The sequence below is a fragment of the Flavobacterium potami genome (assembly GCF_020026915.1).
GTDB lineage: Bacteria > Bacteroidota > Bacteroidia > Flavobacteriales > Flavobacteriaceae > Flavobacterium > Flavobacterium potami.
Genome location: NZ_JAINUY010000002.1, coordinates 212,190 through 238,654 on the forward strand (window position 1 = coordinate 212,190; position 26,465 = coordinate 238,654).

General features: G+C 33.5%; 20 protein-coding genes. 13 read left to right on the plus strand and 7 right to left on the minus strand.

The genetic code is table 11. The features are described 5' to 3' along the window. Positions 1–77: 77 nt before the first annotated feature. The 8 genes from K6T82_RS06710 to K6T82_RS06745 all read left to right on the plus strand — a co-directional run bounded on the left by K6T82_RS06710 (position 78) and on the right by K6T82_RS06745 (position 12,595). The gene (locus K6T82_RS06710; protein WP_223705693.1) at positions 78–608 is read left to right on the plus strand and encodes a GNAT family N-acetyltransferase; all 531 of its coding nucleotides are present in this window, start codon (positions 78–80) and stop codon (positions 606–608) included. 63 nt (positions 609–671) lie between these two features. Beyond that, on the plus strand, positions 672–1,121 hold the full coding sequence (locus K6T82_RS06715; RefSeq protein ID WP_223705164.1) for a hypothetical protein: 450 nt from the start codon (positions 672–674) through the stop codon (positions 1,119–1,121). A gap of 598 nt (positions 1,122–1,719) precedes the next feature. Then, positions 1,720–3,396: an asparagine synthase B gene (gene asnB, locus K6T82_RS06720; protein WP_223705165.1), complete on the plus strand. Its 1,677-nt coding sequence runs from the start codon at positions 1,720–1,722 to the stop codon at positions 3,394–3,396. A gap of 318 nt (positions 3,397–3,714) precedes the next feature. Then, entirely contained in the window at positions 3,715–5,331 is a 1,617-nt protein-coding gene (gene asnB, locus K6T82_RS06725) for an asparagine synthase B (protein ID WP_223705166.1), read from the plus strand. 361 nt (positions 5,332–5,692) lie between these two features. Further along, positions 5,693–7,633: a DNA topoisomerase (ATP-hydrolyzing) subunit B gene (gyrB, locus tag K6T82_RS06730; RefSeq protein WP_223705167.1), complete on the plus strand. Its 1,941-nt coding sequence runs from the start codon at positions 5,693–5,695 to the stop codon at positions 7,631–7,633. A gap of 110 nt (positions 7,634–7,743) precedes the next feature. After that, positions 7,744–8,679, plus strand: a complete 936-nt coding sequence (gene mdh / locus K6T82_RS06735) for a malate dehydrogenase (protein WP_223705168.1) — start codon at positions 7,744–7,746, stop codon at positions 8,677–8,679. 225 nt (positions 8,680–8,904) lie between these two features. Continuing rightward, positions 8,905–11,895 (plus strand): protein translocase subunit SecDF, encoded by a 2,991-nt coding sequence (gene secDF, locus K6T82_RS06740; RefSeq protein ID WP_223705169.1) that lies wholly within the window; start codon positions 8,905–8,907, stop codon positions 11,893–11,895. 130 nt (positions 11,896–12,025) lie between these two features. Beyond that, positions 12,026–12,595 (plus strand): acyloxyacyl hydrolase, encoded by a 570-nt coding sequence (locus K6T82_RS06745; protein ID WP_223705170.1) that lies wholly within the window; start codon positions 12,026–12,028, stop codon positions 12,593–12,595. A 54-nt stretch (positions 12,596–12,649) separates the two neighbouring features. Here the strand turns inward: K6T82_RS06745 and lgt are convergent, their stop codons facing one another. From lgt to K6T82_RS06775, 6 genes are all read right to left on the minus strand, one after another. Then, on the minus strand, positions 12,650–13,582 hold the full coding sequence (lgt, locus tag K6T82_RS06750) for a prolipoprotein diacylglyceryl transferase (protein ID WP_223705171.1): 933 nt from the start codon (positions 13,580–13,582) through the stop codon (positions 12,650–12,652). A gap of 63 nt (positions 13,583–13,645) precedes the next feature. Further along, positions 13,646–13,888 carry a membrane protein insertion efficiency factor YidD gene (yidD, locus tag K6T82_RS06755; RefSeq protein ID WP_223705172.1) on the minus strand — a complete coding sequence of 81 codons (243 nt, stop codon included), beginning with the start codon at positions 13,886–13,888 and terminating at the stop codon, positions 13,646–13,648. A gap of 84 nt (positions 13,889–13,972) precedes the next feature. After that, positions 13,973–15,451, minus strand: coding sequence for a cysteine--tRNA ligase (gene cysS / locus K6T82_RS06760; RefSeq protein WP_223705173.1), 1,479 nt, complete (start codon positions 15,449–15,451; stop codon positions 13,973–13,975). 61 nt (positions 15,452–15,512) lie between these two features. Next, complete coding sequence (locus K6T82_RS06765) at positions 15,513–15,902, minus strand: four helix bundle protein (protein ID WP_223705174.1); 390 nt, start codon at positions 15,900–15,902, stop codon at positions 15,513–15,515. A gap of 36 nt (positions 15,903–15,938) precedes the next feature. Then, positions 15,939–16,610 (minus strand): GTP cyclohydrolase I FolE, encoded by a 672-nt coding sequence (gene folE, locus K6T82_RS06770; protein ID WP_223705175.1) that lies wholly within the window; start codon positions 16,608–16,610, stop codon positions 15,939–15,941. A gap of 202 nt (positions 16,611–16,812) precedes the next feature. After that, positions 16,813–18,009, minus strand: a complete 1,197-nt coding sequence (locus K6T82_RS06775) for a pyridoxal phosphate-dependent aminotransferase (RefSeq protein ID WP_223705176.1) — start codon at positions 18,007–18,009, stop codon at positions 16,813–16,815. Between the two features lie 122 nt (positions 18,010–18,131). Here K6T82_RS06775 and K6T82_RS06780 point away from each other — a divergent pair, with 122 nt between their 5' ends. The 5 genes from K6T82_RS06780 (at position 18,132) to K6T82_RS06800 (ending at position 25,866) form a co-directional block, all read left to right on the plus strand. Beyond that, positions 18,132–19,451, plus strand: a complete 1,320-nt coding sequence (locus K6T82_RS06780; RefSeq protein ID WP_223705177.1) for a PDZ domain-containing protein — start codon at positions 18,132–18,134, stop codon at positions 19,449–19,451. Between the two features lie 139 nt (positions 19,452–19,590). After that, positions 19,591–22,224, plus strand: coding sequence for a gliding motility-associated C-terminal domain-containing protein (locus K6T82_RS06785; protein ID WP_223705178.1), 2,634 nt, complete (start codon positions 19,591–19,593; stop codon positions 22,222–22,224). Positions 22,225–22,255: 31 nt separating this feature from the next. Continuing rightward, positions 22,256–23,182 (plus strand): PorP/SprF family type IX secretion system membrane protein, encoded by a 927-nt coding sequence (locus K6T82_RS06790; protein ID WP_223705179.1) that lies wholly within the window; start codon positions 22,256–22,258, stop codon positions 23,180–23,182. Positions 23,183–23,192: 10 nt separating this feature from the next. After that, positions 23,193–25,322 (plus strand): OmpA family protein, encoded by a 2,130-nt coding sequence (locus K6T82_RS06795; protein ID WP_223705180.1) that lies wholly within the window; start codon positions 23,193–23,195, stop codon positions 25,320–25,322. A gap of 64 nt (positions 25,323–25,386) precedes the next feature. Then, complete coding sequence (locus K6T82_RS06800; RefSeq protein WP_223705181.1) at positions 25,387–25,866, plus strand: hypothetical protein; 480 nt, start codon at positions 25,387–25,389, stop codon at positions 25,864–25,866. Positions 25,867–25,969: 103 nt separating this feature from the next. On the opposite strand, the gene K6T82_RS06805 is transcribed toward K6T82_RS06800, so the two are convergent. Then, positions 25,970–26,350 carry a DUF1573 domain-containing protein gene (locus tag K6T82_RS06805; protein ID WP_223705182.1) on the minus strand — a complete coding sequence of 127 codons (381 nt, stop codon included), beginning with the start codon at positions 26,348–26,350 and terminating at the stop codon, positions 25,970–25,972. Between the last annotated feature and the right edge of the window lie 115 nt (positions 26,351–26,465).

Here is a 26,465-nt window from a genome sequence, read left to right on the forward strand (position 1 = left end):
TTTTCAGCCATGAACTCATGAATTTTTTGGAGTAGATTCGTGAATTCGTGGCTGTTTTTTTATTTAGTTTAGGAATTATGGAGGTTTTATTACGACAGGAAAATAGCAATGACTTTGAAGCGGTTTTTAGTTTAATTGAAGAAGCGTTCAAAGATTTGGAATACAGTGATCACAAAGAGCATTTTTTGGTAGAGCGATTGAGAAAATCAGATGTTTTTATTCCTCAATTATCTATTGTTGCTGAGGTTAATGGACAAATTGTAGGGCATATTTTATTTACAAAACTGCAAATTGTAAATGAACTGAATACTTTTGAATCTTTAGCTTTAGCGCCTGTTTCGGTATTGCCAGAATATCAGGGAAAAGAAATTGGTTCAAAACTTATTTTGTATGGCCACGAACAGGCTGAAAGATTGGGTTATGAGTCAGTCGTTTTGCTAGGTCATGAAGATTATTATCCAAGATTTGGTTATCAGCGTTGCGATAAATACAATATTAAAATGCCATTTGATGTCCCGGCAGAAAATTGTATGGTCGTGCCTTTGGTAAAAGATGGGTTGAAAAAAGTAAATGGGAATGTAGTATATCCTGATGTTTTCTTCGAATAAATTTTAGACAAAGAAAAAAAACTTTGCACCTTTGTATCTTAGAATCTCAGAACCCAAAAAGAAATGACTTTTAAAGAAAAAATATATACGCACTACACTCAAATGGTTCAAGATCGAATTGATGTCTTTAAAGACATGATTTCTGGACTGACCGAAGATTCCAAAAACGATGCAAAAGGCTCAGCTGGCGACAAACACGAAACCGCTTTGTCGATGATGCATATCGAGCAGGAGAAATTGACCAATAAACTTAAAGAAGCAATCGAGCAAAAGGCAATTTTAGATAAAATTGATTCAGCAAAATCAACTGAAAATATTATTTTAGGAAGTTTGGTAAAAGCAAACGGAATCTATTTGTATGTAAGTGTTGCACTTCCAAAAATTGCAATTGACGGAATTAATGTTATTGCACTTTCTCCGCAATCTCCTTTAGGAAATCATTTAATGGGAAATAAACCTGGGTTTCAGTTTGAAATTAATAAGACGCATTACACTATAGAAAGTGTAGAATAGTTTTTTTCTTCTTTGTCAAAGTTTTAAACTTTGACAAAGTTCTGTACGTAAAATATTCTGTGCACAATCTTGTCATTCTGAGGAACGAAGAATCACACTAGAGATTCCGTAAAGATTGAACATTAAGAAATTCCGAAATAGTTTGTCATTCCGAGGAACGAGGAATCTTCGCAAGTAGCTCCACAATATAAATCGCCAATCTTTGTCGAGTTTCTCGCGAAGATTCCTCGTTTCTCGGAATGACAAAACAGTACGTTTAACTGTTGTTAATATTTTTGTCTAGCGACAATCATTATATAAACCACAATTTCAGAACAACTTTTCTGCTTCTCTTTACGAATCTTTCATTTGTAATGAAATAACTCGAAATTTAATTCAAAAAACTAACTTAAACTTTAAATTTTAAAGCAGTTTTCTTCTCAAAATTAAAAATTTCAAGTTTTAAGCTTTTTTTGATATTAAAATTTTACATTTAGTATGTAAATTGATTGTTTTGGTTGATATTTGTAATTGATATTGTCAAATGTGTTTTTCAATTGTAACTAATACTTCATCTTTGCCCTATCAAATTAAAATTTAAAAATAAAAATATAGAATTATGTGTGGAATTGTATGTGCCTTTGATCTTAAACAAAAAGCCGAAGCGTTAAGACCTCAAGTATTGGAAATGTCAAAAATCATTCGTCACCGTGGACCAGACTGGAGCGGAATTTACAGCAATGATAAAGCGATTCTTTCTCACGAGCGTTTGGCAATTGTAGATCCAGCGTCAGGAAAACAACCTTTATTTACAGAAGATAAAAAATTGGTTTTGGCTGCAAATGGTGAGATTTACAACCACAGAGAATTGCGCAAACAATTCGAAGGAAAATACAACTTTCAAACTGAAAGTGACTGCGAAGTAATTTTAGCTTTATACAGAGAAAAAGGGGCGAACTTCGTTGATGAATTGAACGGAATCTTCGGATTCGCAATTTATGATGTTGATAAAGATGAGTATTTCGTTGCTCGTGATCATATGGGAATTATTCCATTATACATTGGGTGGGATCAGCACGGAACTTTCTACGTAGCTTCTGAGTTAAAAGCTCTTGAAGGATATTGTACAAAAATCGAATTATTCCCTCCAGGACACTATTTATCAAGTAAAGATGGAGAATTTGTACAATGGTACAAAAGAGATTGGACCGAGTATGAAGCTGTAAAAGACAACGAAACAAGTATTCCAGAAATCAGAAAAGCATTAGAAGCAGCTGTTCACAGACAATTAATGAGTGATGTTCCTTACGGAGTTTTACTTTCTGGAGGTTTAGATTCTTCTATTACTTCAGCTGTAGCTAAAAAATTCGCTCAAAAAAGAATCGAGTCTGATGATACAACAGATGCTTGGTATCCTCAATTACACTCATTCTCAGTTGGATTAGAAGGTTCTCCTGATTTAGCAGCTGCAAGAAAAGTAGCAGATCATATCGGAACTATTCACCATGAAATTAAATTTACAATTCAAGAAGGTTTAGATGCTGTTCGTGACGTAATTTACAACTTAGAAACGTACGACGTAACTACAGTTAGAGCTTCGACTCCAATGTGGTTAATGGCGAGAGTAATCAAATCTATGGGAATTAAAATGGTTCTTTCAGGAGAAGGAGCAGATGAGTTGTTCGGAGGATATTTATACTTCCATAAAGCGCCAAACGCAAAAGAATTCCACGAAGAAAACGTTCGTAAATTAGGAAAACTTCACATGTACGACTGTTTACGTGCAAACAAAAGTTTAGCAGCTTGGGGAATCGAAGGTCGTGTGCCATTCTTAGATAAAGAATTTATGGATGTTGCCATGCGCATCAACCCACAAGATAAAATGATCAACAAAGAACATCCGATGGAAAAATGGGTTGTTCGTAAAGCATTCGAAGACATGCTTCCAGAAAGTGTTGCTTGGAGACAAAAAGAGCAATTTTCTGATGGAGTAGGATATAGCTGGATTGATACTTTGAAAGAAGTGGTAGGAAGAGAAGTTTCAGATGAGCAATTGGAAAATGCGAGATTTAAATTCCCATTGCAAACACCAACTTCAAAAGAAGAATATTACTATCGTTCAATCTTCTCAGAGCATTTCCCAAGTGATGCAGCGGCATTGTGTGTACCTCAAGAAGCAAGTGTTGCTTGTAGTACAAAAATCGCTTTAGAATGGGATGAAGCATTCAAAAACATGAACGATCCATCAGGAAGAGCTGTTGCAAGTGTTCACGATGATGCTTATGTTAAAGCCTAATGAAGTTTAATTTTTAGAATTAGTATATATTATATTTTTTGAAAAACGTTCTCTTTCCAGAGAGCGTTTTTCTTGTCTTAGGATGTTAAAATCTGTATTTTTCAGTTTGTTATAAATTGCCTTAGGTAATTATTTAACTTTCTTTTAATATATTTGAAATCTGCATTATTAAGATTGAATGCAGAATATTTTTAATCATTTTAATGGCTAAAAGCAAAAATTAATACATAGTTTTGCTTTCATCGAAAAATTTTAATGATTTTTTAATGTTCAATTTAAGTTGAACAATACAGAGTTAAATAATAAAATAAAAAAATTATGTCTGGATTATTGGCCGTAATTGGTAAAGGAAAAGCCCCACAACTAGTAAAAGAACTTTCAGAAAGAATGTCTCATCGAGGCCCCGACGAAAGTGATATTCATATTATGGAAAATGGGAGTGTGCTTTGTCACGAAAGTTTATCGATTATCGACTTAAATTCGGGTAAACAGCCAATTCAAGGAACTGATAAAGCCTGGATGATTCATGACGGTGAAATTTATAACTACAAAGAGCTTAAAGAAACCGTTTTGAAAAATCATACTTTTAGGACAGAATCAGATTCTGAAGTAATTGTGCATCTTTATGAGGAATTTGGATATGATTTCTGTAATAAATTGGATGGTGATTTTGCTTTTGTTGTAATCGATGGTGATAAATATATTGCCGGTCGTGATCCGATTGGTGTAAAACCTCTATATTATGGTTTAGATGAAAGGGGAAGAATCTATTTTTCGTCAGAAATGAAATCTATTGCGGATCAATGTAAATCATTTTCAACTTTTCCCCCGGGTCACTATTATACAGCAAAAACTGGTTTTGTAAAATATTACAAACCAGAATATGAAGATTGTAAAAATGCCAATCAATCATTAGATTTAGAGTTAATTCGTGAAAGTTTAGTTCAGGCAACTCGTAAGCGTTTGTTGGCCGAAGTTCCTTTGGGAGTCGTGTTGTCAGGAGGTTTGGATACTTCCTTGATTTCGGCGGTTACTTCAAGGTTGTTAAAAGAAAAAGGTGAAAAATTGCATTCATTTTCTATTGGATTAAATGCAGATTCGCCAGATAATATTTCAGCAAGAAAAGCAGCAGAATTTTTAGGTACCGAACATCATGAGGTTCATTTTTCTGTACAAGAAGGAGTTCAGATTTTGGAAAAGGTAATTTATCATATTGAAACCTATGATATTATTTCTGTCAGATCTGGAGTTCCGATGTTTTTGTTGTCTAAAGCTATTGCGGATCAAGGGATAAAAGTGGTTTTGTCAGGAGAAGGAGCAGATGAGGTTTTTGGAGGGCATCTTTATTTTAGAAATGCTCCTACGGAAGAAGAATTTCAGGATGAAACAATAGAGAGAGTTCAGAAATTGTTTACTGCAGATTTGCTTCGTGCAGATAAAACAACAATGGCGCATGGATTAGAGGTAAGATTTCCATTTTTGGATACCGAATTTCTAGATACAACTATTCGAATTAAAACAGAAGAGAAACAGCCTAAAACTTATGATGGAATTGAAAAATACATCTTGAGAAAAGCCTTTGATGTTTCGGAAGATCAATATTTGCCTTCAGATGTTTTATGGCGTCAGAAAGAACAATTTTCAGATGGAGTAGGATATAATTGGGTAGATGAATTAATTGAATATTGTGCCTCACAGGTAACAGATGAGCAGCTGGCAGGTGCAAGTTTAGAATTTCCGTACAATTCACCAACGACAAAAGAAGCGTATCTGTATCGATCAATTTTTCATAAATTCTACCCGCAGGTCAGCGCAGCCCAAACAGTTCGTAAATGGATTCCGAAATGGCAGGAAAACTTAGATCCAAGTGGAAGAGCAAATGCCGCTCATTTAAATGGGAATTTTGAAGCTGTAAAATCCGGAGTTACTGTTTAAATGTAAAATTTCAATAAAAAATAATTCCAAAAGAATGTTGCTTTTAAAGGAATGAAAAATAAAAAACCGAAATGCATTAAATGTAGTTTCGGTTTTTTTATTCTTAAATTTTCAGTTTCGGAAATTTGAGATTTTGAAAAATTGGAATTTTAAAAACGGTTGGTTTTTTGAGTAATTTCCAATCTTGGATTTCGGAATTTAAGAAAATTGGAATTTTTATTCATTTTTTCATTTATTTTTTAGTTTTTCAGACAATTGTGTTAATAACTTAAGTGCTTTATGTCGTATTTTACTGGATATATAGTCTGCGTTTTTATATATTTGCGTGTTAGACAATAATTACATTTTTAGAATAAATTATATGAGCGAAGAAATCAAGAAGAACAATTATTCAGCAGATAGTATTCAGGCATTAGAAGGGATGGAGCACGTAAGAATGCGTCCATCGATGTATATTGGTGATGTAGGGGTTCGAGGACTACACCATCTGGTTTACGAGGTTGTTGATAACTCTATTGATGAGGCGATGGGAGGACATTGTGACGCTATTAGTGTCTCAATAAACGAAGATGGTTCGGTTACAGTTGAAGATAACGGTCGTGGTATTCCAGTTGATTTACATAAAAAAGAAGGAGTTTCTGCACTTGAGGTTGTAATGACTAAAATTGGTGCCGGAGGTAAATTTGATAAAGACTCTTATAAAGTTTCTGGGGGACTTCACGGTGTTGGGGTTTCTGTAGTAAATGCACTTTCGGTTCATATGAAATCGACTGTTTTTAGAGAAGGAAAAATCTATGAGCAAGAATACGAAAGAGGGAAATCATTATATCCTGTTAAACAAATCGGAGAAACAGAAAAAAGAGGTACTCGCCAAACTTTTTTCCCAGATGATACCATCTTTACTCAGACTACTGAGTTTTCATACGATACGCTTTCAGCACGTATGCGTGAGCTTTCTTTCTTAAATAAAGGAATCACGATTACTTTTACAGATAAGAGAGAAGTTGATGAAAAAGGCGAATTCAGAAGTGAAGTATTTCATTCTGATGAAGGTCTTAAAGAATATATCCGTTATTTAGATGGTAACCGTGAGCCAATTGTTTCTCACGTTATCAGTATGGATAATGATAAAGGAGAAATTCCAGTTGAGGTTGCCTTAATCTACAACACAAGTTATACAGAAAATATCTTCTCTTACGTAAATAATATTAATACGCACGAAGGAGGAACGCACTTGCAAGGTTTTAGAAGTGGTTTGACAAGAACACTTAAAAAATATGCTGATGCTTCTGGTTTATTAGATAAATTAAAATTCGAAATTGCAGGAGATGACTTCCGTGAAGGATTAACCGCGATTATTTCTGTAAAAGTTTCAGAGCCTCAATTTGAAGGTCAGACCAAAACTAAACTTGGAAATAGAGAAGTGGTTTCTCCAGTTTCTCAAGCTGTTGGAGAAATGTTAGAGAATTATTTGGAAGAAAATCCAAATGATGCGAAATTGATTATCCAAAAAGTGATCTTAGCAGCTCAAGCACGTCACGCGGCGAAAAAAGCGCGTGAAATGGTACAGCGTAAAACCGTTATGGGCGGTGGTGGATTGCCAGGAAAATTATCTGACTGTTCTGAACAAGATCCTGCAAGATGTGAGGTTTACCTTGTCGAGGGAGATTCGGCTGGTGGAACAGCAAAACAAGGACGTGATCGTAACTTTCAGGCGATTTTGCCTTTGCGTGGTAAAATCTTGAACGTTGAGAAAGCGATGCACCATAAAGTGTTCGAAAACGAAGAGATTAGAAATATCTTTACTGCTCTTGGAGTAACGGTTGGAACTGCAGAAGATAGTAAAGCATTAAATCTAGAGAAACTAAGATATCACAAGGTAATCATCATGTGTGATGCCGATGTCGACGGTAGTCACATTTCTACCTTAATATTAACGTTCTTCTTCCGTTTCATGAAAGAGCTAATCGAAGAAGGTCACGTATATATTGCAGCGCCACCTTTGTACTTAGTTAAAAAAGGAAACAAGAAAGAATATGCTTGGAATGATGTTCAACGTGATCAGGCTAACGAAAGAATGGGCGGAAGTGCTAATATTCAGCGTTATAAAGGTCTTGGAGAGATGAACGCGGAGCAATTATGGGAAACTACAATGGATCCGAACTTCAGAACTTTACGTCAAGTGAATATTGATAGTTTGGCTGAAGCTGACCAAGTTTTCTCTATGTTGATGGGTGATGAAGTGCCACCTCGTAGAGAATTTATCGAGAAAAATGCAGTTTATGCAAATATTGATGCATAAAATGAAAAATTAATAATTCCAATTCGTTTAATTGTTTAAATTTACTAGACAATTAAACGAATTGTCTTTTTAAAGAATAGGCAATATTAATAACCGATAAAGTATAAAATATGAAAGTTACCATTGTAGGAGCGGGAAATGTTGGAGCTACATGTGCAGATGTTATTTCTTATAGAGGAATTGCAAGCGAAGTAGTATTGTTGGATATTAAAGAAGGTTTTGCAGAAGGTAAGGCATTGGATATTACACAGTGCGCTACAAATACTGGTTTTAATACAAAAGTATCTGGCGTAACCAATGATTATTCTAAAACTGCAGGAAGTGATGTAGTTGTAATTACATCAGGTATTCCTAGAAAACCAGGAATGACAAGAGAAGAATTAATCGGCATCAATGCAGGAATTGTGAAAACAGTTGCTGAAAATGTGTTGAAATATTCTCCTGATACGATTATTGTTGTGGTTTCGAATCCGATGGATACGATGACGTATTTAGCATTAAAAGCTACAGGTCTTCCAAAAAACAGAATTATAGGAATGGGAGGAGCTTTAGATAGTTCTCGTTTTAGAACGTATCTTTCATTGGCTTTAGACAAGCCTGCAAATGATATTTCGGCAATGGTTATTGGTGGACATGGCGATACAACTATGATTCCATTGACTCGTCTGGCATCTTATAATGGAATTCCTGTAACAGAGTTTCTTTCTGAAGAAGTGTTGCAAAAAGTTGCGGCAGATACAATGGTAGGAGGGGCAACTCTTACGGGTTTATTAGGAACTTCAGCATGGTATGCTCCAGGAGCTTCTGTAGCTTATTTAGTAGACAGTATCTTGAACGACCAGAAGAAAATGATTGCTTGTTCTGTATTTGTTGAAGGAGAATATGGGCAAAGTGATATATGTATAGGTGTTCCATGTATTATTGGTAAAAATGGAGTTGAAGAAATTTTAGATATTAAATTAAATGATCAGGAAAAAGCATTGTTTGCCAAAAGTGCAGATGCAGTTAGAGGTATGAATGATGCTCTAAAAACGATTTTAGTATAATAAAAACAGAAAAAAAAGGAAAAGGCTGCACTTTTGCAGCTTTTTTTTTGAGATTAATTAATAAATAAATTGGTTAATATTTCCGTTAATTATATATTTGCTCGGTTTAAAAAAAAATTGGTAATTCGTGATCTCGTATTTTTGTTTTAAAAAATCATGTCAGGGCTTATTTTATGGGACTTTAAAACAAAAACAAAAATAAAACATAATTAATTTTTAGTAATAATGCAGAATAAAGGACTTATTAAATTTTTCGCAATTCTATTTGCATTGGTAAGTATTTACCAACTATCATTCACTTTTGTGGCAAATGGTGTCAAAAGTGAAGCTAAAGCTTTCGCAGGAGATAATCCTGACAAAGAGCTGAAATATTTAGATTCTATTGGTAAAGAAAAAGTATTAAATCTTGGTTTTACTGATTTCACTTACAACGAAGTGAAAAACAAGCAACTTAATAAAGGTCTTGACTTAGAAGGAGGAATCAACGTTATTCTTCAAATTTCTATTAAAGATGTATTAAAAGGTTTGGCTAATAATTCTAAAAATCCAGTTTTTAATAAATCATTAGCTGATGCATCTGCAAATTTAGAAGGAAACAAAACGTATTTAAATAAGTTTTTTGAAGCTTTTGATGCGAATTCAAAAGGTTCTGTAAAATTAGCATCTCCAGATATCTTCGCTAACAGAAGTCTTCAGGGAGAAGGTGGAGTAGATTTTCAAATGTCTGATGCTCAGGTTCAGAAAGTTATCAAAAGAAAAGTTGATGAGTCTGTAGAAAGTGCTTTTAAAGTATTAAGAGAGCGTATCGACAAATTTGGTGTTACTCAACCAAACATCCAAAAATTAGGAGAAACAGGAAGAATCTTAGTAGAGCTTCCAGGTGCTAAGGATGTTGATAGAATTAAAAAATTATTAGGTGGAAAAGCTCAATTAGAGTTCTGGGAAACTTATAAAATGGAAGAGATTGGAAACTTCCTTGTTTCTGCAAACGAAGCTTTAAAGAAAACTGAAGTTAAGACAACTGAAACAAAAGCAGTAGCTAAAGATTCATTAAATGCGTTGTTGACTGATGCAAAAGATTCTCTTGATACTAAAAAAGGAAATAATCCTTTATTTGATAAAATTGTAGGTAATGGTGGTGGGCCGGTTTTAGGTTATTTTGCACCAAAAGATACAGCAGCTATCAATGCTTATTTTAAAAGACCTGAAATTAGAGTTTTATTGGCTGCTGACCAACACTATGCGAAATTTGTTTGGAGTAAGCCAACTACAATAAAAGATCAAAAAGCAAAAGATTTAAAAAGTGCTAAAGATATTGAGGTTGTTGAATTATATGCTTTAAAAGGAAATAGAGACAACAATCCAGCAATGAGCGGTGGTGTTGTTACTGATGCAAAAGATACTTTTGACCAAATGGGTAAACCTGCGGTTTCTATGCAAATGAACAGCCAAGGTGCTAAAGTTTGGGAAGAGTTAACAGGAAGAGCATTTGCTCAAAAAAGCTATATTGCTATTGTATTAGATGATATCGTATATTCTGCTCCAGGTGTAACAAGCGGTCCTATTGCTGGAGGAAGATCTGAAATTACAGGTTCATTTGATGTTGCTGAAACTAAAGATTTAGCTAACGTGTTAAATGCAGGTAAATTACCAGCTTCTGCAGATATTATTCAATCAACTGTTGTAGGTCCATCTTTAGGACAAGCAGCTATTGATGCAGGTACAATTTCTTCTGTATTAGGTTTCTTATTAGTTTGTGTTTGGATGGTATTCTATTATGGTAAAGCTGGTTGGTATGCAAACCTTGCTTTATTATTAAACTTACTGTTCTTATTCGGAATTATGGCAAGTTTTGGTTTTGTATTAACATTGCCAGGTATTGCAGGTATCGTATTAACATTAGGTACGGCGGTAGATGCGAACATTATTATTTATGAAAGAGCGAAAGAAGAGTTGCGTGAAGGTAAATCACTTTCTGAAGCAGTTCAGGCTTCTTACGGATGGCATGGTGCAATGCGTTCTATCATTGATGCTAACGTTACTCACGTTTTAACTGGAGCAATCTTGTTTATTTTTGGAACAGGTCCTATTAAAGGTTTTGCTTTAACATTATTAATTGGTATCGTAACTTCATTGTTTACATCAATCTTTATTGCTAGAATCTTTATTGACAGAAATATTGCTGGAAAAGCAGATTTGACTTTCTGTACAAATATTACTAAAAACTGGTTTACAAACTTCCACTTTGATTTCATTAAAGTGAAGAAATTTACGTATATCTTCTCTTCTATTGTTACGGTAGTAAGTTTAGTTTCGATCTTCTTTGTAAACGGATTAGATGAAGGTGTTGATTTTGTTGGAGGAAGAACTTTCCAAGTTAAATTCGAAAAACCAGTTGATGCTACTGTAGTTTCAGATGAATTATCTGCAGCTTTCGGTACTCCTGTTGAGGCTAAAATTTTAGGTGATGATGATCAGTTGAAAATCACTACGAAATATAAAATTAAAGAAGATGGTGTAGCTATTGATGAAGAAGTAAATCAGAAATTATATGCTGCATTACAGAAATATTTCCCAAATACTACTTACGATAAATTTACTAATTCTTATAATGGTAAAACTGTAGGGGTATTACAAGCTTCTAAAGTTGGTGCTTCAATTTCTGAAGATATTAAAACTAACTCATATTGGGCAGTTCTTGGTGCTATGGCAGTTATCTTCTTATACTTAATGGTATCTTTCCGTAAATGGCAATATTCATTAGGTGCGATTGCAGCTGTTGCGCATGACGTTGTATTTGTATTAGGAATTTACTCTTTATGTTATAAATTCATGCCATTCCACATGGAAATGGATCAGCACTTTATCGCTGCAATTCTTACGGTAATTGGTTACTCAATGAACGATACAGTAATTGTATTTGACAGGGTAAGAGAGTTTATCATCGGAAACCGTAAAGGAAGTTTCGAAGATATCGTAAACGCTTCTATTAATACTACATTGTCAAGAACATTGAATACTTCATTAATGATGATCATTGTATTGTTAACAATGTTTATCTTCGGTGGAGAGTCTATCAGAGGATTTATCTTTGCAATGTTAATTGGTATTATCGTGGGTACTTACTCTTCATTATTCATTGCAACTCCAGTATTGGTAGATACGATTTCTAATGATGAGAAACACACAATTGAAGACAAACACAATAAGGCATAATCAAAAACCTTATTTTTAAATACTAAAAGATCCAGTTTTCACTGGATCTTTTTTTTATGTTTGTAATTATGAATGGAATTTATTTATGATAAAAAAATTACTAGTCTTTTCTATATTCTTTTTTGTTTTTATGCAAATCAAAGGACAACAGAAAAATGAGAAGTTTAGGGTAGGTATTGGTTATGGTTTTGGAAGTGAATTCAATAATCGAAATTATACTTTTACAAATCATTTTTATAAAGCACAATTGTATTACCAATTTAAAGAGTCTCAAAATTTTAGATATGAAATTTTGGTTCAGCCCGAAATTAATTTTGGAAAGCATCAATTGTTGAATTTATATTTTGTCAAACCAGAAACTCCTAATTTCGAACAAAAAAGAGCTGAATATCTGAAATTGAAAGATGTTCATGAATATGTGTTGAATATTGGTTTTATAATTAGAAAACCAATTTCAAAATATTATTCGTTTTATCTTTTGGGGAGTGTAGGTCCGTTAATTACCGATACAGAAACAGAGCGTATGTCTAAAGGTTTTGCTTTTGCGGATGTTTTCGCATTTGGTGTTACAGCTGATTGTGATCCATTTCGATTTGATGTTCGACCAAGTGTAAGGCATGTTTCTAATGCAGGGCTAGGAAGTTCGAATGCGGGTTATAACACAAAAAATATTGAATTTGGTATTTCTTGTCGACTATAAAAAGAAATAGCCCGATATCTTAGATATCGGGCTATTTTATAAATTAAATAAATTTTATGATTCAGAGAGTGGGTTTCTTTGTGCTCTAATGATAAAGAAAAGACCGATTATGATAAAAGGGATACTTAACCATTGTCCTGTAGAAAAGTAACCTAAAGTATCTTCTAATCCACCTTGTTTTGATTTTACAAATTCAATAATAAAACGAACAACGAATAAAAGGACTAAAAACGTTCCAAATAATAATCCTGTTTTAAGTCTTGCATTTGTTTTCCAATAAAGAAAAAATAAAATTGCAAATACAAAAATGTAGCAAAAGGCTTCGTACAATTGAGTAGGGTGTTTTACAGGTACTTCTGCTAATATATTAGCAAATTTAGGATCTGTTATAACTGCATTATAAGCTTCTTTAGGATCGCTAATTCCTGTTTTGCCTACGATTTGATATCTGTCAAATTTGTCGTGTAAAAAACGGATTCCGAATGGTGATGTAGTTTCGTTTCCTACAATTTCCGAATTCATAAAATTACCAATACGAACAAAAATGGCACCACTGGCAACGGGAATTACAACACGATCTAAGATCCATAGCATAGGACGTTTTAAAATCTTTTTACTATAATAATACATCGCAACTATAATAGCAATTGCAGCACCATGACTAGCTAAACCTTGAAATCCTGTAAAGTGGAATTCTGGTTCAAATTTGACAGGAAGAATGATTTCTAATAAATGATCTTTGAAATAATCCCAATCATAAAAGAAAACATGACCTAAACGTGCTCCAATCAAAGTGGCAAGAACTGTCCAAACAAATAAAGAATCTAATTTTTCGAGTGATTCGTTCTCTCTTTCGAAAATCTTTTTCATTAGAAACCATCCTAATCCAAACGCAATTACAAACATTAAGCTATAATAGCGAATCATAAAAAAACCTAAATCGATTCCTTCAGAAGGATTCCAGATTAAATGTAGGGCATGTGTCATGTAGTATGTTTTTGTATATATGTAAAAATAAATATTTAATGTAAAGTAGCTCTTTATAAAAAGTTAATGTTTATGGCTACATTTCTTTTCCGGTACGGGATCATATCCAGTTCTTCCCCAAGGATGACAGCTTAAAATGCGCTTTAATCCTAGGTATCCTCCGTAAAATAATCCATGAATTTGTAAAGCCTGAATCATATAAGTGGAACAAGTCGGTTCAAATCTGCAAGATGCCGGTGTAAATGGCGAAATTGCGGTTTGATAAAAACGGACTAACAGAACAAAAGGATATATTAGAAATTTCATAATCTAAAAATTAGTAATCAGTATTCATGTTGTTAGTGTTCAGAGATTGTATGTTTTTTAGTCAAACTGAATGCTAAAAACGGTTTACTGAATACTAAATGTTGTTCCTTCTTTTCCGTCTTTCAGCTGTATTCCTAAAGCAATTAACTGATCGCGAATTTGATCAGAAAGAGCGAAGTTTTTATCTGCTCTGGCTTGATTTCTCATCCCGATGAGCATATTTACTACACCTTCTAGTTTATCGTCTTCATCAGCATTTTTTTCGTCACTTAATCCTAACACATTAAAAACAAAAGCATTTACGGCTGCTGTAAAACTAGCTAGATCTTCAGTAGAAATAGTCTCTTTGCCATCTTTTAATAAATTGATGTATCGAACAGCTTCAAACAACTGGGCAATTAAAATAGGAGTGTTGAAATCATCGTTCATTGCATCGTAGCAAAGTTGTTTCCAAGCTCCAAAATCAATTGAACTTGTATTTCCTGCTGTAATACTTGGTAGTGTTTCAACTGCTTCCATTAATCTTTTGTATCCTTTTTCAGCGGCTACGATTGCATCATCAGAAAAGTCCAAAATACTTCTGTAATGTGCTTGAAGCATGAAAAAGCGAGTTACAGAAGCAGAAAATGGTTTGCTTAGGATATTATTATCTCCGCTTAGAATTTCGCCTGGTAAAATGTTGTTCCCAGTCGATTTTGCCATTTTTTTTCCGTTTAAAGTAAGCATGTTTGCATGCATCCAGTAATTTACCGGAGATTGACCTGTGCAAGCTTCGTTCTGTGCAATTTCACATTCGTGGTGAGGGAATTTTAAATCCATTCCACCTCCGTGAATGTCAAAATGATTGCCAAGGTATTTCGTGCTCATTGCAGTACATTCTAAGTGCCAGCCTGGAAAACCATCACTCCAAGGTGAAGGCCATCTCATGATATGTTCTGGTTCGGCTTTTTTCCAAAGGGCAAAATCCTGCGGATTTCTTTTATCAGATTGCCCGTCAAGATCACGAGTATTGGCAAGCATATCTTCGATATTACGCCCACTTAAGATTCCGTAATTGTTGGTTTCATTATATTTTACGACATCAAAATAAACCGATCCGTTGGCAACGTAACCAATTCCTTTATCAATAATTTTTTTGATGATTTCGATTTGCTCAATAATATGTCCCGTTGCTGTTGGCTCAATGCTTGGTGGCAAAAAGTTGAAAGCTTTTAGGATGTCATGAAAATCGACAGTATAGCGTTGTACGACTTCCATTGGCTCTAACTGCTCCAAACGTGCTTTTTTAGCAATTTTATCTTCGCCTTCATCAACATCATCTACAATGTGTCCAACATCGGTAATGTTACGAACATAACGAACTTTGTAATCCAGATGCAGAAAATACCTGAAAATTACATCGAAAGACATAAAAGTTCTTACGTTTCCTAAGTGAACATTACTATATACTGTTGGTCCACAAACATACATTCCAACATTTCCTTCATGGATTGGTTTGAAATCTTCTTTTTCACCCGAAAGCGAATTGTATATTTTTAAGGGCTGACTTGTATATAAAGGCATATTTAATGTTTGTTTGTTGTTTATTGTTTGTCGTTTGTTGTTTTAGCTAATGTCTAAAAAGTTACTTGAATTTAAGTCCTTTTATTTCACAATTGTTTAAATAATTCATCATTGCTCCAATTTTGTTCTTTACGAGTTCAGTCATTTCATTTAGTTTTAAATGTTGTTCCTCGTTAATCAGCTTTTTGTCAAAAGCTCGATAAGACTGCGATTTGACTTCTCCTGCAGAACCTTTAGCTATACTTAAGAAGTTAATAAATTCTCTGTTTCCATTTCTTTCAAAACCTTCAGCGATGTTATCCATAATCGATCCTGAACTTCTGTCAATTTGATTTCTTAAGGCATAATTTGTTTTCAAGTCGCTGTTTTGAATTAAGGTGTCAATTTGCTTGCAGATTTCTCGTGCCAATCTCCAAATTTCTAAATCTTCAAACTTTTGAATTTTCGCCATCAGAACTATGAACAATTAACCAAAAACAATAAACTATTAAAACTGCGTATCTAGTTTAATATAATCTAAAAATTCTCTCTTAGTTTGAGGGTCTTTGAATTTTCCACCGAATTCAGAAGTTACTGTACTACTTTCGATATCTTTAATTCCGCGAGAGTTTACGCAAAGGTGTTTTGCATCGATAACGCAAGCCACATCTTCTGTACCCAAAGCTTTTTGAAGTTCTTGAACAATCTGCATTGTTAAACGCTCTTGAACTTGAGGTCTTTTTGCATAATATTCAACGATACGGTTCATTTTTGATAAACCAATAACGCGTCCGCTTGAGATGTAAGCTACGTGAGCGCGCCCAATGATTGGCAGTAAATGGTGCTCGCAAGTAGAATAAACGGTAATGTTTTTCTCTACAAGCATTTCGCCATATTTGTAATTGTTGTCAAAAGTGGATGCTTTTGGCTGTTTTGCAGGATTTAATCCTCCAAAAATTTCTTTTACAAACATTTTTGCAACTCGATTTGGAGTTCCTTTAATGCTGTCATCTGTCAAATCCATTCCAAGAGTTTGTAGAATGCTTTCGACATCTTTTTTAATTTTTTCTATTTTTTCTTCGTCAGTTATATCAAAAGCATCATCTCTTAGAGGGTTTTTGGCATTACTGCTAAAGTGATTATCTCCTATTTCGTCTAAAAATTCTTCGTTGTTTATCATTAAAAACTACTATTAGTATGTGTATTCCTTTTTAAGGCGGTAAAGATAATTAATAAATAGGAAACCTTTTCTATGCTTTTTAGGATTTAATTGCTCCTTTTTGAATATAATTTAATTTAAAAATAATTCAAAGCAGTTTAAAAACGAAAAAGGCAATAACGAAAGAGTTATTGCCTTTTAAAATTATAATATAATCAATTGATTATCTGTTGTTGTAAACCAATAAACCTTCCTTTAAAATGTTTACGGCTGTGATCAAATCTTTTTTGTTTAAAACATAAGCAATACGAACCTGATTTAGTCCCATTCCAGGTGTCGAATAGAAACCTTTTGCAGGAGCAATCATTACCGTTTCGCCATTTAAGTTGTAACTTTCTAAAAGCCATTGTGCAAAATCGTCTGAGTTTTCTATTGGCAATTCTGCAATACAATAAAATGCTCCTTTTGGTTTTGTTACAATAACACCGTCAATTTTGTTTAATTCGGCAATTAAAGTGTCACGGCGTTCTTTGTATTCTGAAATTACTTCATCAAAATAACTTTGAGGAGTGTCAATTGCAGCTTCGCAAGCGATTTGTTCAATAGTAGGTGGACTTAAACGTGCCTGTGCAAATTTCATTACTGTCGCCAAAACTTCTTTGTTTTTAGTAACCAAACAGCCAATTCTTGCTCCGCACATACTGTAACGTTTAGAAACAGAATCGACCATGATGACATTTTGCTGAACATCTTCCAAATTCATCACAGAAAAATGCACATCATTACCATCGTATAAAAACTCACGGTACACTTCGTCGGCAATTAAATATAAGTCGTGTTTCTTTATCAAACCCGCCAATTGTTTAATTTCTGCTTCAGAATATAAATATCCAGTCGGATTTCCAGGATTGCAAATCAGAATGGCTTTTGTTTTAGGTGTAATTAATTTTTCTACTTCTTCAATGCTAGGTAAGGCAAATGCAGTTTCAATTGTAGAAACCAAAGGTACGACAGTTGCGCTCGTTGATGAAGCAAATGCATGATAATTAGCATAGAAAGGCTCCGGGATAATGATTTCATCTCCTGGATCTGTAATTGTGGCCAGTGCAAAAAGTAAGGCTTCAGAACCACCAGTTGTAACAATGATGTCTTCTGGGTTAACGTTTACATTTTGGCGCTGGTAAAAATGTGCTAATTTTTTTCTATAGCTTTCATATCCGGCAGACGGACTGTATTCTATAAGTGTCAAATCAATATTTTTTACCGCCTCGATGGCCACTTCGGGTGTCTTGATATCCGGTTGACCAATGTTTAAGTGATACACTTTGTGCCCTTTTTGCTTTGCTAAATCTGCGAAAGGTGCCAGCTTGCGTATCGGTGATTCAGGCATGTTTTTGCCCTTGAGTGAAATTGTTGGCATGATATAAATTATTGAAGTGCAAATTTGCATTTTTTTTTCGTATTTAACGTAAATAATACGGGTACTTCTAAAAATGTAACAATAATAAATATATTTACTAATTTTATAATAAAATATTGTCAATGAAAAAATATAAAGTGCTGTTTTTTGGGTTATTCTTACCTTTTTTGCTTTTTGGACAGGGCGATTTTTTGATGGAGAACAATGCGACAAAGGCTACAATACCTTTTAAATTAATAAATAACCTCATTTTTATTCCCATAAAAGTAAACGGAGTAGAACTTAATTTTTTGTTGGATTCTGGAGTTGAAGAAACAATTCTCTTCAGCATGGAAGAAAAACAGGAAGTGAGTTTTAATAATGTTGAAAAAATCAAACTTCGAGGATTAGGAAGTGAAGAGGAAATAGAAGGACTCAAATCGACTAAAAATATTTTAGAAACACATGGTTTAAAATCAAGTGATCACATGGTTTATATCATCTTGGATCAAAGTTTCAATTTGTCTTCTCATATTGGTATTCCGGTTAATGGAATTATAGGTCATAAATTCTTTAGAAATAATTTAGTCGAAATCAATTATCAAAAAAAGCGAATTATTGTCCATTCTAAAAATGCTAAATTTCAAGGAAAATTAGATAAGAAATTTAAAATGGTTCCGATAACTATAGAAAGATCAAAGCCTTATATTGTAACTACTGCAACGGTTAATAATGAGAAGATTGAGGCAAAACTTTTAATAGATATTGGTAATAGTGATGCTTTCTGGATTTTTGAAAACGACAAAATCAAACTTCCAGATAAAAATTTTCCCGATTTTTTAGGAAAAGGATTTAGCGGAGATATTGAAGGACATCGTGCTAAAATTGATCAGTTCTCTATTGACGAATTTGATTTCAAAAAACCTATTGTTTCTTTTCCCGATTCACTTTCTATTAGAAATGTTAAGATGGTTCCAGGACGTATAGGTTCTGTTGGGGGAGAAGTACTTAAAAGGTTTACACTGGTTATAAATTATAAGGATAAAGAACTCTATTTGAGAAAAAACTCCAAATTCAGTGAGCCATTCACCTATAATAAAAGTGGAATCTCTATTCAACATAACGGACTGCAGTGGGTGCAAGAAACTGTTCATTTGGAAACAGTTAGAGTTGCCAATACTATGGACGAACTTCAAGATAAAAATAATAACAATTTTAAGTACAAATTTGCTCTCAAGCCTGTTTATGAAATTGTAAATGTTCGCAGAAATTCAGCTGCAGAAAAATGTGGACTTCGTAAGGGGGATATTATTGTGAGTATTAATAAAATCCAGCCTTACCGATATACTTTGCAGCAAATAAACAATCTTTTGAAATCTGAAGATGATGTATGGATTAATCTGGAAGTGGAAAGAAATAGTGTTGTTTTAAAATTCAGATTTAAACTAGAAGATGAGCTTTAGTGACTAGATTATAAATTGTCTTGATTGAAAACTGTTTTTATTGTTAGATTTTATCTCGTTTTTTGTTTTTGTGAAAAAATGTTTGTTAAAAATATTCATATCCTTAGATATTTTATTATGTTTAACAAAAATTTAATCTATGGCCAAAAACTACTTTAATTTCTTACATTTTGTACTGTTTTTTATTTTTTTTACCATTCTTCCTACCCAAATCAACGCACAATGTGCAGGAACAGATGCACAAAAAATAATTTGTGATATTGAAAATCCTGCAAACGAAACTTTGTCTTTGTTTTCTTTACTTGGTGGTTCTCCAACACCTGGAGGAACGTGGTCGGGTGAAAGTAACTTGAAAATTTTGGATCCTACTACAGGAATTTTACATCCTCAACTTATCACTAGAGGAGGAACTTATCGTTATACATATACGGTTCCTGCCACATCAGGTTGTACAAATAATAAAGCCGTTGTAACACTTACAATTGGTGCCTTCCAAGGTGTTGGATCGCAGGCTACTGTTTGTAATGATAGTAATTTTTTTAATCTTTTTACTGCATTTGATAGCAACTCAATGAGTCCACATTCCAACGGAAGATGGACAGATGTTAATGGAAGAACTCTTACTAATCCGTCTATATATATAGGTGATATCACTGAAAAAACAACACTTCAATACACCTATACTGTTCCTCCGGTTTTGGCATGTTCTACAGCAGAAAAATCTACGACTGTATTTGTTACGATTCTTATAGCACCTAAACCAGGAACTCCTGAAAATTTAGATTTGTGTGGAACAACTGATTTGGCAGGATATACAAATTTAGATTTAGATGGCCAACTTACTGATCAAGACAAAGGTGGAATTTGGACAGGTCCAGGTTTAACCTCAGATACAGATCACAATGTCAATCTTAAAGAATTATTTGACATATCAGGACCAGGAGAATATACTTTTACTTATAAAGTTTTGGCTGTCCCTGATAACTATATATGTAAAGATAAAAGTTCAGATGTAGTAATCACGCTCGAAAAGAGAATTGATTTTACAGGTTCTAAAATCGTAGCCACTAAAGATATATGTGAATCAGAGATTTCTACTGCAACATATTCTGCTAAAATAACAGAAGGTCCAGACGGTATTCCAAATGGAGAATACATAGTTACTTTTAATGTAAATGGCCCTGTTTCAGGATCCGAAGACGTAAGGGTGATTTGTGTCAATGGAGAACTCAATTTTCATATAAGATCGGCATATTTTCAGCAAGTAGGCAAATCTACTATAACTGTTACTAATATCGTTCAAGTTGCAGGGAAGAAATTATGTACCAATATATTTAGTCCATTTTCGACCGATTTGAACGTTTATCCATTACCACGATTAAATGGAGCAACTATAACATCAACTCCCACCTGTCAGAACAAAGCTGGGTTAATGCAAATTAATGCGCCACAATTACTTGACGGAAATTACCGAATTACATATAATATTAATGGAGATAATATTGCAACAGGTGAAACGGCAATTATAAAGGCAGAATCAGGAAAAGCATCTTTTGAGGTTCCAAGAAATTTAAATGTAAAAAGCGGATTATCAGTGATAACAATTCTTAATATAGTTAACATAACAAATCCATCACCGCAGTGTAGTAATACGGCAAATGTAGCTGGAAATCTAATCATAAATCCTCTTCCAAATGCCACAACGGTAAGTGTTGCAGTTAATAATTATTGTTTGAATGACCCTGTTTCGGTTGCAGTTTCTGGACTAGGCAATTTGACAAATGTTAAGATTTCTTATACACTTTCAGATAGTAATTCCGCTGCATTACAAACTGTTACTCAGGTAGTAACAAACGGAAGAATCGATTTTATAATTCCAGCGGGCTTACTTTTAAATTCTGGAAATACAAAAATTACTTTGTTGAACTTAACGAATATGGTAACAGATTGTGATAGCGATCTAATTAATGTATCGGATGATTTCATCATTAACCCTATTCCGGTAGCGCCAATTGCTACTGATCAGAAATTTTGTAAAGTAGACGAGGCAGCGATTGCTAATTTAGAACCAAAAGGATCTCAATATAAATGGTATAACTCTGCGACTTCAACAACGCCACTTGCAGCTACTTATATCTTAAAAACAGAAGATTATTATCTAAGAGAAACTTCTGCGGCAGGATGTATTTCAGAAGCAACAAAAATTTCTGTAATAGTATATGATACTGCTGCACCAGTTATGAATGATACTCCAGATTTCTGCGGATTAGCAAATCCGACAGTTCAGGATTTATCAAACAAAACCAATGTTGCTGGAACAGTCGCGTGGTATGATGCTGTAAATGGTAATTTGCTCCCATCGAGCACTCCTTTAGTTCATCATGTAACGTATTATGGATACGATTTAGATGGAAATACCAATTGTCTTTCTGTAAATCATATTGAAGTGGTGGTGTCATTGCAAGATTGTGATACATCGCAATATGATTTCTTTGTTCCAGATGGTTTTTCACCAAACGGAGATAATGTGAATGATACTTTTAGAATTCCTGATATTGAATTTCTATACCCTAACTATACGCTTGAAATTTATAATAGATATGGAAATGGTATGTATAAAGGAGATAAAAACAAACCAGCCTGGGATGGTATGAACTATGAACAGAGCGGAATTGCCGGTGGAATAGCACCCAACGGAGTTTATTTTTATGTACTTCATTTTAATAAAGACAACAAACCTCCTCAACAAGGACGTCTTTACTTAAATCGATAAATCTCTTTTTATATTTTTAATATAATTTCTAATGAAAAAAATACTACTCTTTATAAATTTCCTTTTCTATTTATCAGCCTTTGCTCAGCAAGATCCGGAGTATACACATTATATGTATAATATGAGCGTTGTGAATCCAGCGTATGCGACAGGAGTACCTGCGATGATGAATTTTGGAGGATTGTACAGAACACAATGGGTTGGAGCTTACGGTGCTCCAAAGACCTTTACATTTTTTGGACATAGTGCCATTTCAGAAAAAATAGAAGCAGGAATCTCATTTATCTCAGACGATATTGGAGATGGTGCAAAAAAAGAAAATAATGTCTACGCTGATTTTGCCTACGTTTTAAAATTAGGAGGAAAAAACAAACTTTCACTTGGTTTAAAAGCAGGTTTTTCTTCGATGCAGACTAATTTCAACGGATTTCGTTTTACAGATCCGCAAACTGATATCGCTTTTTCAGAAAATATAAATGCTACAAAACCAAACATTGGAGTTGGAGCTTACTATTTTAGAGATAATCTTTATGTTGGATTGTCGGCTCCTAATTTACTTAAATCAAAATATATTGAAGAAAAGTCTGGGGTAAATGCTTTTGGATCTGAAGAAATCCATACATTTTTAACAGCAGGTTACGTTTTTCAAGTAAATGATAGGTTGAAATTAAAACCTGCATTTATGTCAAAATTCGTAAAAGGTGCGCCCATAACTTTAGATGTAACAGCAAATGTTTTGTACAACGAAAAATTTGAATTAGGTGCTGCCTACAGAATAGACGATTCTGTAAGTGCTATGTTTAACATCAATGTTACACCTACTTTGAGAGTTGGGTATGCATACGATTATACACTTACAAACTTCGGACAGTTTAATTCTGGAACACATGAGATTATGCTGTTGTTCGATTTAGACCTATTAGGAAAAGGATTTGATAAATCACCAAGATTCTTCTAAGATGAAAAATATGAAAAAACTACTTGTTATTATATTCGTATTTTCAATACAGTTTATAAATGCTCAAGATCAGGAATTGATACGAGCAAAGAAATTTTTTGACAGAACTTATTATACTGAAGCTATAATTTTATACCAAAAATTGGCAGACGAAAGACCTTCGCAAGAAGTCATTAAAAACTTAGCCGATTCGTATTATTACACTAATGATTTAATAAAAGCACAGCGCTACTATCGTCTTTTGGTAAAAAACTACAGTAATAATCTAGATAGCGAATATTATTTCAGATATGCGCAGACTTTAAAAGCGACTAATAGTTATGACGATGCAAATGCTGTTTTAAAAGAATATTATTCAAAATCAGCAAATACTGAAGCTGTTGTTAATTTTGAAAAAGACGTTAAAACGTTAGAAAATGTTTCAGCAATTGGAAAACGTTTCGAAATTAAAAACTTGGCTATCAATACTCCAAACTCTGAATTTGGTGCTGTAAAATACAATGATAATTTAGTTTTTGCAGGAGTAAAATTAAAACCAGGATTATTTGATAAAAAGTACAAATGGGATAATGAGACCTATTTGAATTTGGTGTCAATTCCATTAAAAAATATTAATTCAGGAGATTCTATTGTGAATTATTTTGCCAAAGAATTAAAAACGGGAATGCACGAATCGAATGCGGTTTTTACCAAAGACGGTAAAACGATTTATTTTACAAGAAACAATTCAAAAAACGGAAAGAAAAAGAAAGACGAAAAGAAAATATCCAATCTTCAAATCTTTAAAGCAGAGCTGGTAAATGGAAAATGGACCAATATTACATCACTTCCATTCAATAGTCCGAACTATTCTGTAGAGCATCCAGCTTTAAGTGCCGACGAAAAAGTATTGTATTTTGCTTCTGATATGCCGGGTTCATTAGGTTCTTTTGATATCTATTCGGTTAATATTAATAAAGGAGCATTTGATAATCCGAAGAATTTGGGGCCAAATATCAATACTGATAAAAGAGAACAGTTTCCTTTTGTCTCTTCAGATAATAAACTTTATTTTTCTTCAGATGGTCATTTAGGATATGGTTCTTTAGATGTTTTTGTTTCCGAAATCAATGGTTCAGAGTTTGGAAAAGCAGTAAATGTCGGATTGCCTCTAAACTCCAATTTAGATGATTTTGCCTTTAATATAGATTCCAAAACCAAAGAAGGATTTTTTGCATCTAATAGAGAAGGAGGAAAGGGAAGCGACGATATTTATCAATTTAAAGAAATAAAAGATCTGATTGTCGAAGATTGCAAACAATTTATTGCAGGAACAATTACAGATATTGATACCAAATTGGTTCTGGAAAATGCAACAGTTATGGTGCAAGATTCGGATAAAAAAACTTTAAATACAGTTACAACTGGAGTTGACGGAAAATTTAGTTTTACAGTTCCTTGTGAAGCTTCGTATAAGATTTCGGCTTTTAAAGAAAATTACACAAATGCTTCTAAAACGTTGACTTTAGGCAAAACAAGAGATGCTGTAAATGACGGTTCTTTAGAATTGAAATCTTTGGAAGCTATTAGACAAGAAGAGAAAATACTTGCCGAAAATAAAAGAAAGCAGGAGATTATTATAGAAGAAAATAATAAGAAGAAAGAAGCTTTGGCTGCAATCGAATTGAAAGAAAAAGAAAAGAAAGCCAAAGAAGCTGCCATTGTTGCTGCTGAAGTTAGAAAAAATGAAAAAGTAAAAGAGATTCTAGCGCAAGAAAAAGATGTTGTAAAAGACAAAGATCGATTGATCATTAAAACAGATCCGATTTACTTTGATTACAATATGTGGTATATCCGTAAGGAATCGAAAGTGGTTTTAGGAAGGGTTGTGGAGTTGATGAAGAAATATCCTGAAATGAAAATCGAAATAGGTTCGCATACCGATTCTAGAGGAAATGCTAAGTTCAATGAAGATTTGTCACAGAAAAGAGCCAATTCTACCAGAGAATTTATCATTCAGTCCGGGATTGATGCTAAACGTGTGACAGCAAAAGGTTATGGAGAATCTGTGCCAATCATCAAATGCAAAACAGACGAATCTTGTTCTGAGGAAGAACATGAGCTCAATAGAAGATCCGAATTTGTAATCAAAAATTTGTAAAATTATTTAAGAAAGAAAACCTTTTTATTTAACTTTATAAGATATCAACGAAATAAAAATAATTATGAGAAATCTAACCTTATCTTGTTTGCTTTTATCCTTTATCGGATTGCATAGTTGTAAAAATGAAGAAAAACAAAAAGCTGATGAAGCTGCAAAAGCAGAAGGAGAGAAAGTTGTAAGTACTGCATGTTACAAGGCGATTTATGAGAAAGATACCCTAGATTTAAAATTAAATACTTTAAAAAACGGAAAATTATCTGGAGACATGATCATGAGAGTTGCTCCATCTACAGTGAGAACTGGTGAAGTTGCCGGCGAATTTCATGGTGATACTTTATTTGTGGACTATACTTTTAAAGACAATGTAAATAAAGACAAGACATTCAAAAATCCGATGGCACTTCTAAAACGAAATAATCAGCTTATTTTAGGAAACGGAGTTATGCAGACCACAATGGGAGTAACGTATTTAGTAAAAGACCAGCCAATAGATTTTGAAACGGTAAAATATAAATTTGATACGGCAGAATGTGCTGAGTAGAAATAAAAGAAAAAAGATTGGAGAAGCAAGATTGCTTCTTGTTAAAAAAACAAAGCCGTTTCTAAATTTAGAAACGGCTTTTATTATTTTAGAAATTTAATCCTTATTGAACTTCTCCCTTAATTTTAAGAGCAACTCGTCCGTCAGGATAGTTTACTGCATTGGTTTCAACAGTAATGGTTTTACGAATAGGTCCTGCGACCATATTATATTTTACATCGATTTTTCCTTTTTTGCCCGGCTGAATTGCTGCCGCTGGTTTGGTTACAATGATAGAGCTTACTGTAGATTCGGCACCTGTAATTAATAAAGGAGCGTCTCCGGTGTTTGTAAACTCAAAGGAACGAAGTCCGTTGTCACCTTTAGAAATTTTTCCATAATCAATTGTATTGTCTGGGGCTGCAAATTCAATTTTTGGGCCATTTTGTGCAAAACCTATTGCGCTAAACAATAAGATTGCAATAAAAGAGGCTGCATTTTTCATATGAAATTAGTTTTTAATTGTAAGTAAATATACATTCTTTTAATTAACACACAAATTATTAATTCGCTTTTTATAGTCTACTTAATTATTTACTTTTGCTGTGAGTTATAATTAC

Coding starts and splice junctions, on each gene's coding strand:
- gyrB (WP_223705167.1), top strand. CDS start 5,693: ATGAGCGAAGAAATCAAGAAGAACAATTATTCAGCAGATAGTATTCAG.
- folE (WP_223705175.1), bottom strand. CDS start 16,610: ATGATAAACAACGAAGAATTTTTAGACGAAATAGGAGATAATCACTTT.
- secDF (WP_223705169.1), top strand. CDS start 8,905: ATGCAGAATAAAGGACTTATTAAATTTTTCGCAATTCTATTTGCATTG.
- K6T82_RS06710 (WP_223705693.1), top strand. CDS start 78: ATGGAGGTTTTATTACGACAGGAAAATAGCAATGACTTTGAAGCGGTT.
- asnB (WP_223705165.1), top strand. CDS start 1,720: ATGTGTGGAATTGTATGTGCCTTTGATCTTAAACAAAAAGCCGAAGCG.
- K6T82_RS06775 (WP_223705176.1), bottom strand. CDS start 18,009: ATGCCAACAATTTCACTCAAGGGCAAAAACATGCCTGAATCACCGATA.
- K6T82_RS06785 (WP_223705178.1), top strand. CDS start 19,591: ATGGCCAAAAACTACTTTAATTTCTTACATTTTGTACTGTTTTTTATT.
- K6T82_RS06805 (WP_223705182.1), bottom strand. CDS start 26,350: ATGAAAAATGCAGCCTCTTTTATTGCAATCTTATTGTTTAGCGCAATA.
- yidD (WP_223705172.1), bottom strand. CDS start 13,888: ATGAAATTTCTAATATATCCTTTTGTTCTGTTAGTCCGTTTTTATCAA.
- mdh (WP_223705168.1), top strand. CDS start 7,744: ATGAAAGTTACCATTGTAGGAGCGGGAAATGTTGGAGCTACATGTGCA.
- cysS (WP_223705173.1), bottom strand. CDS start 15,451: ATGCCTTTATATACAAGTCAGCCCTTAAAAATATACAATTCGCTTTCG.
- K6T82_RS06745 (WP_223705170.1), top strand. CDS start 12,026: ATGCAAATCAAAGGACAACAGAAAAATGAGAAGTTTAGGGTAGGTATT.
- K6T82_RS06780 (WP_223705177.1), top strand. CDS start 18,132: ATGAAAAAATATAAAGTGCTGTTTTTTGGGTTATTCTTACCTTTTTTG.
- K6T82_RS06800 (WP_223705181.1), top strand. CDS start 25,387: ATGAGAAATCTAACCTTATCTTGTTTGCTTTTATCCTTTATCGGATTG.
- asnB (WP_223705166.1), top strand. CDS start 3,715: ATGTCTGGATTATTGGCCGTAATTGGTAAAGGAAAAGCCCCACAACTA.
- K6T82_RS06765 (WP_223705174.1), bottom strand. CDS start 15,902: ATGGCGAAAATTCAAAAGTTTGAAGATTTAGAAATTTGGAGATTGGCA.
- K6T82_RS06790 (WP_223705179.1), top strand. CDS start 22,256: ATGAAAAAAATACTACTCTTTATAAATTTCCTTTTCTATTTATCAGCC.
- K6T82_RS06795 (WP_223705180.1), top strand. CDS start 23,193: ATGAAAAAACTACTTGTTATTATATTCGTATTTTCAATACAGTTTATA.
- K6T82_RS06715 (WP_223705164.1), top strand. CDS start 672: ATGACTTTTAAAGAAAAAATATATACGCACTACACTCAAATGGTTCAA.
- lgt (WP_223705171.1), bottom strand. CDS start 13,582: ATGACACATGCCCTACATTTAATCTGGAATCCTTCTGAAGGAATCGAT.